This window comes from Sandaracinobacteroides sayramensis (genome assembly GCF_022014495.1).
Taxonomy (GTDB): Bacteria; Pseudomonadota; Alphaproteobacteria; order Sphingomonadales; family Sphingomonadaceae; genus Sandaracinobacteroides; species Sandaracinobacteroides sayramense.
Window position 1 is genome coordinate 36,029 of the sequence record NZ_JAKLSQ010000023.1, and the last position, 15,041, is coordinate 51,069.

The 15,041-nt window shown below is 60.3% G+C and carries 17 protein-coding genes; 9 read left to right on the top strand and 8 right to left on the bottom strand.

Annotated elements, in window-relative coordinates; genetic code table 11:
* Positions 1-79: 79 nt before the first annotated feature.
* The 3 genes from L6Q21_RS14950 to L6Q21_RS14960 all read right to left on the bottom strand — a co-directional run bounded on the left by L6Q21_RS14950 (position 80) and on the right by L6Q21_RS14960 (position 1,597).
* Positions 80-328 (bottom strand): helix-turn-helix domain-containing protein, encoded by a 249-nt coding sequence (locus L6Q21_RS14950; RefSeq protein ID WP_237831558.1) that lies wholly within the window; start codon positions 326-328, stop codon positions 80-82.
* Between the two features lie 268 nt (positions 329-596).
* On the bottom strand, positions 597-887 hold the full coding sequence (locus L6Q21_RS14955) for a hypothetical protein (protein WP_237831559.1): 291 nt from the start codon (positions 885-887) through the stop codon (positions 597-599).
* Between the two features lie 71 nt (positions 888-958).
* Positions 959-1,597 carry a DNA methyltransferase gene (locus L6Q21_RS14960; protein ID WP_418895832.1) on the bottom strand — a complete coding sequence of 213 codons (639 nt, stop codon included), beginning with the start codon at positions 1,595-1,597 and terminating at the stop codon, positions 959-961.
* 359 nt (positions 1,598-1,956) lie between these two features.
* Between L6Q21_RS14960 and L6Q21_RS14965 the strand changes: the two genes are divergently transcribed.
* The 7 genes from L6Q21_RS14965 (at position 1,957) to L6Q21_RS14995 (ending at position 7,862) form a co-directional block, all read left to right on the top strand.
* On the top strand, positions 1,957-2,256 hold the full coding sequence (locus L6Q21_RS14965) for a DNA -binding domain-containing protein (protein WP_237831560.1): 300 nt from the start codon (positions 1,957-1,959) through the stop codon (positions 2,254-2,256).
* 1,061 nt (positions 2,257-3,317) lie between these two features.
* Entirely contained in the window at positions 3,318-3,632 is a 315-nt protein-coding gene (locus L6Q21_RS14970; protein WP_025292337.1) for an ArsR/SmtB family transcription factor, read from the top strand.
* A complete protein-coding gene (locus L6Q21_RS14975; protein ID WP_237831561.1) occupies positions 3,629-3,988 on the top strand; it encodes an SRPBCC family protein in 360 nt (119 codons plus the stop codon). The genes L6Q21_RS14970 and L6Q21_RS14975 overlap by 4 nt, the downstream gene beginning before the upstream one ends.
* A gap of 45 nt (positions 3,989-4,033) precedes the next feature.
* Entirely contained in the window at positions 4,034-4,657 is a 624-nt protein-coding gene (locus L6Q21_RS14980; RefSeq protein WP_272492468.1) for an ATP-dependent Clp protease proteolytic subunit, read from the top strand.
* A gap of 137 nt (positions 4,658-4,794) precedes the next feature.
* Positions 4,795-5,682: a LysR family transcriptional regulator gene (locus tag L6Q21_RS14985; protein WP_237831562.1), complete on the top strand. Its 888-nt coding sequence runs from the start codon at positions 4,795-4,797 to the stop codon at positions 5,680-5,682.
* A 151-nt stretch (positions 5,683-5,833) separates the two neighbouring features.
* Positions 5,834-6,061, top strand: a complete 228-nt coding sequence (locus L6Q21_RS14990) for a hypothetical protein (protein WP_237831563.1) — start codon at positions 5,834-5,836, stop codon at positions 6,059-6,061.
* 13 nt (positions 6,062-6,074) lie between these two features.
* Entirely contained in the window at positions 6,075-7,862 is a 1,788-nt protein-coding gene (locus tag L6Q21_RS14995) for a recombinase family protein (RefSeq protein ID WP_237831564.1), read from the top strand.
* 205 nt (positions 7,863-8,067) lie between these two features.
* On the opposite strand, the gene L6Q21_RS15000 is transcribed toward L6Q21_RS14995, so the two are convergent.
* The 5 genes from L6Q21_RS15000 to L6Q21_RS15020 all read right to left on the bottom strand — a co-directional run bounded on the left by L6Q21_RS15000 (position 8,068) and on the right by L6Q21_RS15020 (position 12,747).
* Complete coding sequence (locus L6Q21_RS15000) at positions 8,068-10,023, bottom strand: DUF3732 domain-containing protein (protein ID WP_237831565.1); 1,956 nt, start codon at positions 10,021-10,023, stop codon at positions 8,068-8,070.
* A complete protein-coding gene (locus L6Q21_RS15005; protein WP_237831566.1) occupies positions 10,020-10,508 on the bottom strand; it encodes a three component ABC system middle component in 489 nt (162 codons plus the stop codon). Before L6Q21_RS15005 ends, L6Q21_RS15000 begins: the two co-directional genes overlap by 4 nt.
* Entirely contained in the window at positions 10,505-11,728 is a 1,224-nt protein-coding gene (locus tag L6Q21_RS15010) for an ABC-three component system protein (protein WP_237831567.1), read from the bottom strand. The genes L6Q21_RS15005 and L6Q21_RS15010 overlap by 4 nt, the downstream gene beginning before the upstream one ends.
* Before the next feature lie 188 nt (positions 11,729-11,916).
* Positions 11,917-12,444 carry a GNAT family N-acetyltransferase gene (locus L6Q21_RS15015; protein WP_237831568.1) on the bottom strand — a complete coding sequence of 176 codons (528 nt, stop codon included), beginning with the start codon at positions 12,442-12,444 and terminating at the stop codon, positions 11,917-11,919.
* Positions 12,445-12,447: 3 nt separating this feature from the next.
* Positions 12,448-12,747: a type II toxin-antitoxin system TacA family antitoxin gene (locus L6Q21_RS15020; protein ID WP_237831569.1), complete on the bottom strand. Its 300-nt coding sequence runs from the start codon at positions 12,745-12,747 to the stop codon at positions 12,448-12,450.
* Positions 12,748-13,044: 297 nt separating this feature from the next.
* On the opposite strand from L6Q21_RS15020, the gene L6Q21_RS15025 reads away from it, so the two are divergent.
* Complete coding sequence (locus L6Q21_RS15025; protein WP_237831570.1) at positions 13,045-13,257, top strand: glycosyltransferase family protein; 213 nt, start codon at positions 13,045-13,047, stop codon at positions 13,255-13,257.
* A 13-nt stretch (positions 13,258-13,270) separates the two neighbouring features.
* Positions 13,271-15,040 (top strand): recombinase family protein, encoded by a 1,770-nt coding sequence (locus tag L6Q21_RS15030; RefSeq protein WP_237831571.1) that lies wholly within the window; start codon positions 13,271-13,273, stop codon positions 15,038-15,040.
* Position 15,041 lies beyond the last annotated feature (1 nt).

Consider the following 15,041-nt stretch of genomic DNA (forward strand, 5'->3'; position numbering starts at 1 on the left):
GTCGCAGAATCGACAGAACATGGAGCCTCCTGCCGCAGCATCGCGCGATGCTGAAACGACATCTTCCGGGCGGAACAGATCAGCGCAGCTTTTCTCCGCGATCATTGACGAGCAGCACTCCCTGACCTCGCTCGGTCGAAAGCAGGACGATGCCCGCGCCTTCGAGCGCCCTGCGCACCTGATCGCGCGTCGTTTCATACACCTCCAGTCCGTTTTCGGATTCGAGGCGCTTGAGCGCGGTCAGCGATACCTGGGCCTTGTCGGCGAGCGTCTCCTGCGTCCAACCCAGCAACGCGCGCGCGGCCCGTGATTGTCGGGCGGTGATCATGCATGATCACCTCCCACACCGACATCAGCGCACGCCAAAACTACGACTATTTTAGTCGTTCTTGACGTTGGTGACCAGAGGAAACGGACAGAGCTTGCTCTTACAGCAACCCGTATGATTCTATTGCTTTTCACAATGCGCGCATTGTGATCGGCGAGCCGGGCGCCGCCCGGCGAGCGCGATTTTCCTGGTCGCGCGGTCCTCGGGACGCGCGACGACCGCCGATCCGGCGGGGATCGGCGGCGACGATTTCAGCCGTGTGGTTGCCTCATGGGCGAAGCCAGCGCCACATCTCGTCCGTTCCTGCCCGCCGATACGAAAGGCGGCGGCAACGGAATGGCTGCCATAAGTAATTCAGCGGCTCGAAGCCATGCCACCAGTCGGCGTCAATGTCGCCGCAACGGCCCTCGAAGAGAAGATCGCCGCTTGCATCATAAAGCCGGAACTCCATCGGCAGGGCCTCACCCTGTTCAGGGATTCCGCGAACGGGAGCGCCGTTCGCATCTTCGCCCAGGCCGATGCAGCCACCATGATGGTCAACCGTAACAATCCAGCGCATATTGAAATCCTTTCGTGCAAAGCTGGGACAGCGGCGCCCGCCGCGCTGACGGGCGCCGGCGAAGGGGCGGCTTATGCCGCCGCCCGGTGACGTTGCAGGGATGCGAGACGCTTGCTGGCCGTGCGGGAATGGTTGCTGTCCAGCTCTATGCCGATCCAGTCGCGGCCAAGCTGCTGCGCTGCTGTCGGGGTGGAACCGGAACCGCAAAACGGGTCCAGCACCAGATCGCCCGGCTTCGTGAAAGCCTCGATCAGCGGGCGCAATGCCTCGACGGGCTTTTGCGTCGGGTGCAGTTTGTTGCCGGTATAGGGAAAGTCCAGAACGTCGGGGATGGGATGCTCGGGCAGGGAAACATTGCCCTTTGCCAGCAAATAAGCCTGTTCGTGCTCATAGCGCAGGAAGCGCGCCGATGAAGCATAACGCTTGCGGAACACCAGATGCCCGACGACACGGAACCCTGCCGCTTTCCATGCCTCCATGAACAGGTCAACCTTGTTCCAGCCGTAGAAGGAAACGGCAAAACCGCCATCCTTCAAGACACGGTGCATCTGGTTGAAGGCGGGGCGAAGCCAGCGGCCGTTGTCGTCATTGGCAACGGTGCGGCCCTGCCGGTCGCGGAAGTTGGTCACATAGGGCGGATCGGTCAGAATGAGGTCCACCGCTCCCCGGTCGAAAGACCGCATGGCGTCGATGCAATCGGCGTTGATGATGAGATTGCGAGGGGTGTTTGCGTTGCCGGTCATGGCTCGTTCCTTTCATTGGCATGGGTTTCGACTGCCCTTCTGGGCGCGTCTGAAACCCTGCCTCGCGGCAGGTTTTGACCGAGGCAGACATTTGCTGACTGTGGAGGTTTGAGGCGGCTTTCATTGGTGCAACGACAGAGGCCCGGCAGGTTTGCCGGGCCTTTCCTTTTGCGCGACCGAATGAACAGCGCGACAAATTCAGCATTGTGGCGTAAGGTTGTCAGCGGATCGTCGAACGCGATTACTGCTGACCGGGAGATATTCGAGACGCGACAGTCGGCACGAAAGCGCGCGCACGATCTTCATGACGAAGGGAGCGCCAGCGCATGAAACCGACAATCGAACTCGACCCCGATGTGGACGACGAAGCACCGACCGGCGACACCATCACCGCCTACGACGAGCAGCATCATGTCACCTATCTGCGCCTGCTGGACGCCGATGCGGAGGGTGCGAACTGGACCGAGGTTGCATGGATCGTGCTGCATCGTGACCCCGCATCCGATCTGGCGCGGACGCGGCGCTGCTGGGAAAGCCACCTTGCCCGCGCGAAATGGATGACCAAGATCGGCTATCGGCGGATACTGGAAAAGGCCGTCGCAGAGCAGGGTAACGCTCCACATTGAGCGGTGGAGCTGCACATTGGCGGCAGCCGGGTTGCACCGCCATCGCAGAGTGATTGTTGCCATCGCAGCGCCCCGCAGACGAGCGGCCCGCCTGCGCCAGACTCTTGGCGGCCGCTCCGGCGGGCCGCTCGTCCGCTCCACCGTCGCGCCTGTGGTGACGCAGAAAGGCCGCTGCGCTGCTGCACGTCGCACGGCGAATACGCACCGGATCGTGGGCGAATCCAGCAGCAGGATTGCGGATCGGCGGCAGTAGTCGCGCCGCCTCGGCAGAGCTTTTCTTGCAGTGTCCATGCAAGAAATCGGCGCGTTCAGAGCAAGACTAGAAATTGGCGTTTCTGGCGGAAAGGGCGGGATTTTAAGAGCGCAAGCTTCTGGGGGCGCACGCATGATCGCGACAGCGCTGATGATAACGCCGCGGCCGTCACGGTGACGGCCGCAAACTGAACAGAGGAATCCGCGCGAGCGGATGAGGACTGGTGCAGACGAGGAATGACGGGAAGCACGCTATCTTGCCTGCGGCCGCGCCGATCGAGAGACGGCCGGGCCGCGCCGGAGTGCCTGTGATGTGCCCCGTGAATCCGATGGCAAAATGCACCGTGACGGACAAAGCGCTGCCGTTCAAACGCAGCCCGACCACCCCGTCACAGAGTGCGGACAAGTGCACGGCGCGCCAGAACTCATGCTTGCGGATGCTCTCTTGCGAACAGACAGTGTGCAGATCATGATGAGGAAAAAGGATGTATCAAGATGAGCAAGACAGTTGTGAAAGTAGAGCCGATTACAAGGGCAAGATAAAGGAACATGGCACTACGTCGCCAATGTTCTGAAAATTATTATTGTCTGCACACTGGTTAGGTGGTGCGCAAGCGGCACCCCATTTTTGCCCCCCATAGTGCCGCGCTTTCTCATAACCATTTGTTTATTATGCTTCTTATCCGGCACCATTGGCAGATTTTCGGCGTTTTTCATACTTTTCGATCGGTCAACGGTTGCGGTGACTGTCGCCACCACAGCCAGACAGCAGCGTTGCGAATCAGATAAGTGTGTGCTTATCTGTCGGCATGATCGAGAACGAGATTTTCAAAGCTCTGGCCGACCCGACTCGCCGCGCGATCTTCGAGAAGCTGGCGAGCGGCAGCATGAACGCCAGCGCCCTGCGTGACGGCATGGACATCAGCCAACCGGCCATGTCCCAGCACCTTTCCGTCCTGCGCAGCGCGCGGCTGGTCCGCGAGGAACGACGGGGGCGCTTCGTGAACTACGAGGTCGATCCAGACGGACTCGCGCTGATAGCCGGTTGGCTGGCGAAGTATCGGGCTTACTGGCCAGCCCGAATTGATGCGTTGAAGGCTTTACTGAAGGACATGGACCAATGAGCGATACGGAGGCCGAAAGGCAGGAAAAGGATCTGGTGCTTGAATACGAACTCGACGCACCGCCGGAGAAGGTCTGGCAGGCAGTCAGCAATCCCACCTTTCGGGAGGCATGGTTGCCCAAGCAGGAGTTGGCCGAGACCGAGCCAGTCTCCACGGCACAGGGCGAGGAAGTTAGCTACAGGATGCGGGACGGTGAACCTCCCTTTCTTGAGAGCATCGTCACGTTTCAGGTCAGACCCGATGCCAATGGCGGCACGATACTCAGGATCGTTCACGGGTTGACGGATGCGAGGCTGACTCCGCGGATGCCGCCAGCGGCGAATAACAATGCGCCCTGGCTGATGCGCGCCGCCTGACGCTTTAGCCAGTCACCTTAAATCCTAACCTACAGGAGTTCGCCCATGCGCGAAGCGATGCAACTCGTCCCTATGGTCATTGAGCAATCCAGCCGTGGCGAACGCTCTTTCGACATTTATTCCCGCCTTCTCCGCGAGAGGATCATTTTCCTGAACGGCGAGGTCAACGACACGGTTTCTGCGCTCGTTTGCGCACAGTTGCTGTTTCTGGAAGCCGAGAATCCCAAGAAGGCAATCCAACTCTACATCAATTCCCCCGGTGGCGTCGTCACCAGTGGCCTCGCCATGTATGACACCATGCGCTACATCCGCGCCCCGGTTCATACACTTTGCATGGGGACGGCCCGTTCAATGGGGTCGTTCCTGCTGATGGCGGGCGAAGCCGGCGAACGCGCCGCGCTGCCAAACGCCAGCATCCTGATTCACCAGCCGTCAGGCGGTTTCCAAGGACAGGCATCGGACATGTTGATCCATGCCGAAGAAATCCTGAAAACCAAGCAGCGTATGACGCGGCTTTATGCCCAACATTGCAAACGCTCCTATGAGGATTTTGAGCAAGGCATGGACCGCGACCGCTTCATGACGGCAGAGGAAGCGCTGGAATGGGGGCTGATTGATCGCATCCTGACTGAGCGCGAAATAGTTGCATCGCCGGAAGTCACCACATGACGGCCCGTTGGGAAATTCGCGCGTCCGCCGACGCGATAACCGGCACTTCCTGACCGAAGTATGCGGCGATGAGAAGGCGGATTCACAAGAACACCGAGTCGACTCAATCCCCCGCACTTCTGCGCGGACGCATCCCCATGGCGGCCTTGGTGCAAACGCTTGCGGTTGCCGAATATCTCAGCTTCCATCGTGCCGCGCGGGCGCTCGGCACGAGCCAATCCAGCGTCAGCGCCCGCGTGAAAGCGCTTGAGGAAGAACTTGGCGTTCTGCTGTTCCAACGAAACACGCGCGGCGTCCGGCTTACCGAGGCTGGACGTAGCTTCATTGCGCAGGTCGGCGGCGCGCTGGAGACATTGGACCGCGCCGTGAAGACCGCTGGCATGGTGGCGCGGGGCGAACATGGCGCGCTTCGCATTGGTGTTCATGGCCTTGTCGCGGGCGGTTTTCTCGACCGGCTGCTGAATCGTTTCCGCCGCCTTCATGTCGGGGTGTCGCTGCACATCACGGAAAGCACGGCCCGCGATGCGCAGATACAGGTGCGGGAGGATCAGCTGGATGTGGCCTTCATAGCCTGCACCCATGAAATCCCCGATCTGCGTTCCCGCGTAATCTGGCGCGACCGGCTCATGGTCGCGATGCCAGAAACGAATGGTCTGGCTCGGCAAGACCATATCGAATGGCAACACCTTGCGCCGGAAACCTTCCTTGTGCGCGAGAGCGGCACCGGCCCGCAGGTTCATGATCTTATCGTGTTGCGCGCGGCGGGAAAGTGGCCGGTTCCCACTATCTCGCGTTGCAACGTGGGGCGGGATTCCCTGCTGGCGATGATCGCGGCGGGACAGGGTATTTCCCTGTTCACCGCCGAAAACCTTGGGCTTGTGCCATCCGCTATCGTCGCTCGCGAGATTGCCGACGAACAGGAGGCCGTTGCCTTCTCCGCCATCTGGTCGCCGCATAACCAGAGCCAAACCCTGCGCAATATGCTGGATCTTGCAGGTCGGATGCAGCGAGAATCGGGATCGTGATTGATAGGGAGGCGAAGATGAGCGACTATAGAAACCCATCCTATTTGCCGCCGATACTTCGCTATGGCCGCACGGCCTGCGATTTCGTTTCTTATTCTACTCTTGAAGCTGCTTCATGCCTGTTTGAGTCCAACAACTTGCAGGCAGCGGCATGGGAGACGACACCGAGCCGGAACGGTTCAGACCGGCCAACGACAATAGCGGCCCGAACGGTGAGCCGGACGCCGAGACGTGGCGCAGGATCGACCATACGGCACTGACGCTTGTGCGCATTATCGCCCGCCGTATGGCGCGGGAGGATTTCGAGCGGCTGACCGCCGCAAACGACAACAGGCCCATTGCGCCCAAGGAAACGGAGGACGGGGCCGACACCGATTGAAAGGACCGTTCCCATGAATGTTGCCCGTCCAGCGCCTCGCGTAGCCCTTTACGCCCGCTATTCATCCGACAATCAGCGTGACGCTTCCATCGAAGACCAGTTGCGCCAGTGCCGCGAACGCGCCGCCCGCGAGGGCTGGACCATCGTGGAAAGCTATTCCGACCGCGCCATTTCCGGCGCATCGCTTATCCGCCCCGGCATTCAGTCCGTTCTCGCCGACGCGCAGGCGGGCCGTTTCGACATTCTGCTATCGGAAGCACTCGACCGCATCAGCCGAGATCAGGAGGACGTGGCGGGCGCGTTCAAGCGCCTGCGCTTTGCGGGCGTGACGATCTTCACCTTGTCGGAAGGCGAGATCAGCGAACTTCATGTCGGCCTGAAAGGCACCATGAACGCCCTGTTCCTCAAAGACCTTGCCATCAAGACCCATCGTGGCATCCGGGGCCGCGTGGAAGCCGGAAAGATCGGTGGCGGCAACTCCTTTGGCTATCGCGTCGCCCACCAGCTCGACGCGCGCGGCGAGCCAATCCGGGGCGAACGCACCATCATCGAGGAACAGGCGGAGATTGTCCGGCGCATCTTCCGAGAATATGTCGCGGGCAAAGGGCCGCAGCGCATCGCCGCCGATCTCAACCGCGACGGCATCCCCAGCCCCACCGGCAAACGCTGGGGCGATACCGTCATTCGGGGCAATCGCGTCCTCGGCTCCGGCATCCTCAATTGCGAGCTTTATGTCGGCCGCCTGGTCTGGAACCGTCAGCGCAAGGTGAAGAACCCCGACACGGGCCGCTATGCCTATCGCCTCAATCCGAAATCCGAATGGGTTTTCGGCGAAGCGCCGGAACTGCGCATCATCCCGCAAGAGCTTTGGGACGCCGCCAAGGCGCGGCAGGACCAACTGACCGGGCTTTATGAAAGGCAGATCGACCATTCCCGCGCCGCCATGCGCGAGATGATGGCGAAGAACGGCGGGCTGAACGCCACCCACCGGCCACGCACCATGCTGTCCGGCCTCGTGTTCTGCGGCTGCTGCGGCGGCACCTACCGGCGACGCGGCCATGACCGCTACACCTGCACCAACCATGCGCTCGGCAACGGCTGCGACAATGCCCGCACCGTCCCGCGCGAGGCGTTGGAAGCCCGTGTCCTGACCGGCCTGCGCGAGCACATGATGACCCCGGAAATGGCGGCGGAAGCCATGCGCGTCTATGCCGAGGAAACCAACCGCCTCAACCGCGAGCGCCGCATCACCGCCGAAACTACCCGCCGCGAGCTTGCCGACACCGCCAAGGCTATTGCCGAGATCGTGCGCGTCATTGAGCAGGGCGGCTGGCACCGCGCCCTGTCCGACCGGCTGACCGAGCTTGAAGCGAAACAGGACAGCCTCACCACCGCCCGCCTGTCGGACACGCCGCAGGACGTTCCCGACATTCACCCCGGCATCGCGGAAACCTTTCGGCGCAGGATCGAGCGGCTGACTGCTGCGCTCGACCATCCCGACGACGCGCTCGAAGCGGCCGACGCCATCCGCGAGGTCATCGACCGTATCGTCATCACTCCCGGCAAGAGACGCGGCAGCTACAGCGTCACCCTGCAAGGTGAGCTTGGCGCTATCCTCGACTGGATCGAGCGCACCGGAAAACCCGGCTACACGCCCGATCCCGACATCGCCTCATCCCGATTGTCTACGCCGGTCAAAACATGGGCGAGCAGCGGGTGTGCAAACGGAAAGAGGCTTCGCGGGGAACCGGCTGCACGGAACGCGCCTGCGCGTGGAGGAAGCCGGGCGGAAGCCTCTTGAAGTGCGCTGAGGGCGGCGCCCTAAGCCTTTTTTGGTTGTTTCGACTGGGTGCTTTCAGACAGCAGCGGGTGGTGCCGGTGGTCAACACCAGCCAAAAGGAATATTCCAGCACAAGGGAGCGCTGCGCAGACCAAAGGCCAGAACTACGCCACGAGGCCGACCTTAAGATGATACCAACATGTACAGTTGCAGATGGATTGAAAAATCAGGTGACCTTATCTTCTGGCCAATCTTCAGGAACCAGTGCGGGCGGCTTGGCCCAAGGTTCTTCGACCAGTGCGTCCTGAAACCACTCATCGCGCAGGTTCGCATGCTCAGTGACTATCAATTGGAAGCCTGGAACATCGTCTTGGGTGAACTTCAGCAACAACTCGAACAGCCGGCGCACCGCATTGAGGTCGGCGTCGGCTTCCGTCTTCTGCACTGAGCCATCAGCATCCCTGTAGATCTGCTCAGAGGGGAAGTAGACTTGGGTTGGTTGGTCGATCAACAAAAAGCGCGGAATCGGACAGTTGTTCTGTGCCGCGAATAGATGCAGGGCGAGCAGTGCCGACAGATGGTAGGCAAGATGGTTCTCGCCGCCGCCGGTCCTGCTCATCGGCACAGGACGCTCTGGTCGATCGAAGATTATTGTTAACTGTGACAGGTTAAACCGCGCAGGGTAAGGACCGAATTCGGCGTTGAATCTCTGGATGTACCGCGACACCTGTGCGGAGATATTGTTCAGGATCGAAGTCAGACGTTCGTTGCTATCATCGTCACCAATCTGTTCTTCTAGCTGCCTGACCTTGTTACCGAGGCGACGATTTTCCGCTTCCAGTTTGGCAATATCCTCATTCGGGAGGAGCTTTTCCAAGAACAGGCTAATGCGACCAACCACACGCGCAGCCGCGTTGTTGCGGGTCCCCATCTGGGCAATGACTTCGTTGGCCGAGATGGCTGCGGACAGTTCTGTTTCCTTTTGCTTGATATCACCTGCGATCCCATCTAGCTTGTCCGTCAGTTCAGCTAGGTAGGCTTCGAGTTTGGGGCGCTGGCCGGTAGCGATGCGCAATTCCTTTTCGAGCGACTCCAACTCTTTGAGTAGAACGATAGCAACCGGAGTTTCCAGCGCCAAGTTTTTCTCGCTGAACGGCCATTGCCATTCACCACTGTCGGGATTCTTCGGCAACGCCTTGATCGAGGCTAGGCGGTCTATCTGTTCGGCGGCCTCATTTTCGTAGCCACCCGCCCGCTTGGCGAACTGTCGTGCCGCGTCGATGCGGCTCTGAGCGTCACGGCGATCCTGACGCAACTGGGCCAACTCATCCTCCAGAAGCGAAACCCGGCTGCCGTCATCGTCTGGCACCGTTTCAGGCTTCCACGACAGCGCCGACCTCAGTGCGTCGATGATCCCGTCGGCATTCGGGTTCTCATCGGTGTTGCCGATGACCCCCACCGTCTTTGCTTCCGAGTAGAGGCCGATGGCCTGTTCATGCGACGTGTCGACGGCGTCGCGCGCTTGCTCCAGCTTCTTGTTGCTAATTCTCAGATCGCGCTGCGCTATTCGCAGTTTGGATTCCAGCTCGTAGCGATCTTGGGAGGAAACACCGAGCAGTATTGGCAGCGTATCGCGGATTGCCTGCGGTTGGAACTGCTCGTTCTGGCGATAGAACAGTTGGTCCTTGTTGGCGACCAACCCCTGCTTCTGGAACAGATAGTAAAACGTGTGCTTGACGTTCGCATCGTAGCTGGCGCGGCTGTGCTCAAGCGCGACCTCGGTGCGGTTTTCGGGAATGCCGAGCAAGCGAGATAGCAGCTCGACAATGCTGTCGTCATCGGTGTTGACCGCCAGTTCGTTGAACTCGGGTACCTGTAATTCGGTACCCCTTCGCAGCATTGCCGTGCTGCAACTGGCCCCGCCACCGGGCGGAGTCGGCTTGGCAATCAGCACCTGTTCTTTCTCGAACTGATAGATCACGGCAAACCAGGCCACCTTGTCGCGGATGATACCTTCAGGGACGTTGAACGAGGAGCGTCCCATGCAGTATTCGATGATCTCTGAGAGCGCGGACTTGCCGGTTGAGGAACGACCGGTAATGATGTTGAGACCGTCTACCTTGAACTGGAGGTCACGGCGCTGGCCGTCATGGCTGTAGATATGGATTGATCTGATCTTCATGGGCGAATCCCGAAAGTCGTGTAAACGGTCGCCCGATCGGCGATGCGTGCAAATTCCTTTCCGACGATACGCGCCACTTTCTGACAAGCGACAGTTTCGGCGGTTCCATTGACGGTCTTACGCACCTTCTTGGGTACGGTCTGGATGCGACCGTCGTCCCCGACGGTGATGCAACCACTTTCCATCAGTAGGCCAAACCCTTCGAAGGCATACGGCAGCATCTGCGTGACCCGGTCGCCGAAGCCCACCATGATTTGCTGGTTCTTCTCCGCCGTCTTGAGCAGATAGCTGCGTGAACTGCTGGCGATCACCTCACGCGAATCCTTGTGCAAACAGAGGGGCAGCACAAGCAGCGACAGCGAGAAGGGCATGCCGCGGGCGTCTTCTTCTTCGTAACCATGCAAGGCGCGGAACAGAACCAAGCCGCAAAATGCTGGGTTGAACAGGTTTCGAATTTCGAAGGGGCGCTGATCCCATCGCTTCACGAGGCTACCCCCAGCACTTGGCCAAGGCGGTCGAGGAATCTGGGATGCCAGTAGACCTTGGGTTCTGGCGTGGCATCCGCCAAGATGTGGAAGCTGCCGCGAAGGACATAAGGCTCTGTCACCCGCGCGCGAATGCGCAAGGATTCGATTTTGCCAGTCTCAAATTCTGCCCAGTTGTAGAGACTGGTGCCAGCATCCCGCAGTGCCTCTTCCGCGCTGTCGTCCTTCAGCTTCTCGAAAGCGACATCCTTGTAGCGACTCCACTCATCGGTGAGGCGATCTTCGTACTCCTCGACCTCTCCCAATATAAGCAGGTTCTCACGCGCCCACGCTGATCGTTGTTCGAATGCTCGGTAATAGTCGAGAATCGCGCTTCTAATCCGATTAGAAGAAATGCCGATCTCGCGAAGTTGTGCCACGAACAGACGCGGATCGGCATCAGTGTCAATTTCATCGGCGGGCATCTTTCCACGAAAGGTGATAGGCAGGTTGTCTATCTTGTATTCTTCAGAGAAGTTCGAAAGCTTATCTGAGACTTCGTATCCGAAGATCCCTTCCGCCTCAGCACCAGTCAACTGTTTGATCACAGCATCCGTCCACCAGCCCTCCAGCCGCTCGAAGACAGACTCGCGATGCTCGCGCCGAATGCTTCGCATATGCTTGTCCCTGATGAGCGCCGGGATGTCGCCGATGCGTGGGCTACCATCGAGGATCAGAATGCGTTCGAGGAAATCCTGCTTTTCGGGGTCGCTCAGTTCGTTGAAGGCCGTGGTGATTGGCGCGATGAGTTTTGATCTCGACTCGGCGAGCGCAGCATCGGCCAATTCTGTCAGCGTTTTCGCATCGCCGGAGGCGACGGTCTGATCTGGGAGAAGACGCGCAAGGAACGAGCCGGTCGATACCGTGCTTGTGGTGAACAGAAAGAACCGCAGGTTCGATGCAGCGCGGCCATCCCGCTTGTACCGCGCCAGCCAGATGTTGACGGACTTCCAGAAATCCGACGACAGGTCCGTCAATCTATCGCCAATAGCCTTGTGTTTGAGTGAGGCCAAGGACTTGCCACCATCGCCGTCAATAAAGTCGAGGTCGTCGTCCTTTTCTAGGAAGATGGCAGTATCTTCCGGCAATTGAAGCAGCTGTAGCAGGGCAAGACGTGCCTGATAAATGTACCCTAGGCCCTGTTCACCAGCCGAATACTTATCTGTAGGCGCCTCCGCCATCTCAAAGTCCTTGCGCTAATTATCGGAGTGCGATTCCGACGGATGTCCTACCCAGATAGACCGTTCCCATTTCAGATAACTGTGATTACCTAATCTGACAGATTTAACTTAATCAATAAATACTTCAATGCTTTGAAAGCGTAGACGTAATACGCTTGAAGGGCGAAGGGCCTTCTCGGCGAAGGCCATCACCCCTCATCTGGCTTACAATTTCCCCCCTCCTTGAGCGACGCAGCGATTGCGGCGATGGAACGGAACAGGACGAGCGGATCGTCTTTTGACGGCGTGAACCCGCGCCTCTGCCAGAACCGCGCCGCTTCCTCATCCACGGCGTTCACCATCAGCGCCCGCCCACCGATGAGATTGGCGGCCTGAACACAGCGCTGGAGCGCGTGCTTCACCAGGCCAGTGCCGATACCTTGGCCCGCCCATGCCGTATCGGTGGCGAGCTGGCCGAGCAGCAGGCAGGGGACCGGATCGGGCGGCTGGCCGGTGCGGACCGAGCGTGGCAGCACGGCCGGAACCACGGCCGTCGGCGCCAGACCGTAGTAGCCGACCACACGCCCCCCCTCATGCACGACGAGGACGGCGGTGAAGCCCTTCTCCTGATTGGAGAGCGCCCGCGTCTTCAGCCAGTGATCGAGCGTCGGCTTGCCGCAGGTAAAGGCCGAGACATCATGTTCCGCGGTCAGCGGTTCGGGAACCGAGAGCGCCACGGCTCAGCGCTTCGGCTCAAAGCCGGCTTCCCAGGGCGCAGGCCGCTTCGCCAGTTCCACCATCTCGGGAACCGGCGCGGCGGGTGCGGCCAGAACCTCCATGAACTCCGCGAACCCTTCGGGACTCATGCGTATCAGCCGGTTCTCCATCAGCACGTCCTCGGCCGCGCGCACGGCGGCATCACGCACGAAGTCGGTGCGGGAGCGCCCCCGCAGGCTGGCGGCGCGATCAATCATCGCGACGTCCGCCTCGGGCAGGCGCATCGAGATCGGGTATTCCTTGCGTTCCGCAGTGCTGGCCATGGCTTTCTCCTTGGCTGCAACATAGCGACTTGTAGCGTCAAATGCAATACGCTATGATGGCTGGTGCTGACGACGCAATCCTTTATCCTAAAATAATGGTATCGAGGCGCCGTCGCCGAGGAGTTACCATGCACTTCGAGCCGGTTTCACAGATTTCGGACCAGTCATTTCGCTATGCCGAAGCACGCCATGCTTCGCTGGCGTTCGCTCCCATGCGCTTGACCGTGCCTTTCAGCGCCGGTTTTCTGCCTTTGATTCCAGTTGTTTATATATCTTGTGGCGTCAATTCTTCGTTCCATGACGCAAAAGGCACGCCCATCGACGACGATATCACGCAGCGAGCGCGAAGAACTGCTCGAAGCGATGCTCGTCGACGTGCCGGAACTCACCTTCACGCCGCGCGGCGACCCGGACCCCCGCCTCGTCCAGCTCGCCCGGCTGCTCGGCCGGCAGATGGCGCGTCAGAACTTCGAGGCGCAGATGCACAGGCGGGGGCGAGGCTCCCGGTAAGGAGCCATGCCCGATGAAGGTCGCGATCTACGCCCGCTATTCCTCCGACAACCAGCGTGACGCCTCGATCGAGGATCAGATCCGCCTGTGCCGGCTGCATGCCGAGAAGCAGGGCTGGCACATCGTTGAGCAATATACCGATCACGCGATCTCCGGCGCGTCGCTGCTGCGGCCGGGCATTCAGGCGCTGATCTCGGACGCCACGCGCGGCCGCTTCGACGTGATCCTCTCGGAAGCGATGGACCGGCTGTCACGCGATCAGGAGGACATCGCCGGCATCTTCAAGCGCATGTCCTATGCGGACGTGAAGATCGTCACCCTGTCCGAGGGTGAGGTCACGCATCTGCATGTCGGCCTCAAGGGGACGATGAACGCGCTGTTCCTCAAGGACCTGGCCGACAAGACCCGGCGCGGCCAGCGTGGGCGCGTCGAGGCCGGCAAATCCGGTGGCGGCAATGCCTATGGCTATGATGTCGTCAGGAAGCTGGACGCCAATGGCGAACCGATCCGGGGCGACCGGACGATCAATGAGGCGCAGGCCAATGTCGTGCGCCGTATCTTCCGCGACTATGCCGCCGGCAAGTCGGCCAAGACCATCGCCGTTTCATTGAACCGCGACGGCATCCCCGCGCCCACCGGCGGCGACTGGGGGTTCAGCACAATCAACGGCAATCCGAAGCGCGGTAACGGCATCCTCAACAACGAGATGTATGTCGGCAAGATCGTCTGGAACCGCCAACGCTTCATCAAGGACCCGGATACCGGCAAGCGGCAGGCAAGACCGAACCCGGAATCCGAATGGGTGACCCAGGAAGCGCCGGAGCTGCGCATTCTCGATGACGATCTGTGGCAGGTGGTGAAGGCGCGTCAGGCCCGTAACAGGATCGAGCCTGACGCCAAGGGGCAGCCCGATGTCGCGCGGGTCAACACCCGGCGCCGGCCCAAATATCTGTTTTCCGGGCTGACCAAATGCGCCTGCTGCGGTGGCGGCTATTCGATGATCTCGGCGACGCTCATCGGTTGCTCGACGGCGCGCAACAAGGGCACCTGCGACAACCGGGTCAACATCCGCCGCGACGAGCTGGAATCGCGCGTGCTGAACGCGCTGCGCAACCGGATGCTCGATCCGAAGATTTTTGCCGCGTTCTGCGACGCCTATACGCAGGAGACCAATCGCCTGCGCATGGAGGCCCGAACCAACATCGACGCGGCGCAGGCGGAGATCGCACGAGTCGGTCGCGAGGAAGAGAGACTGATGGACCTCTATCTCAAGGAGGCCATCTCGATCGGCGCGGTGAAGGAACGCGGCGACAGGCTCAAGCACCGCAAGGCGGAGCTGGAATCCTTCCTGGCGACGGCGGACGAGCCGCCCCCGTTGCTGCACCCGGCGATGGCGCAGCAATACCGCATCCGCGTGCAGCAGCTTTACGAGACGCTACAGGATGATTCCGAGGAACGGCGGATCGAGGCGGCCGATGTGCTGCGCTCGCTGGTCGAGGACATCGTGCTGACGCCGGTTGACGGCAAGATTGAGATCGACGTTCGTGGCGATCTCGCTGGCATCCTTACGCTTTCGGTCCAACGCAAAAACCCCGCAGCGGATGCAGCGGGGTCGCAAGTAAAGATGGTTGCGGGGGCAAGCTATGATCTTCACTTGCGGCCCGAGCAAGCAAAGATGGTTGCGGGGACCGACGTCGATCAGAACTTGCAATCGACGCCGGTAAAAATGGTTGCGGGAGCACGCAACTACCGATACCGACATTCATTAGAAATAGCGGTTTGAT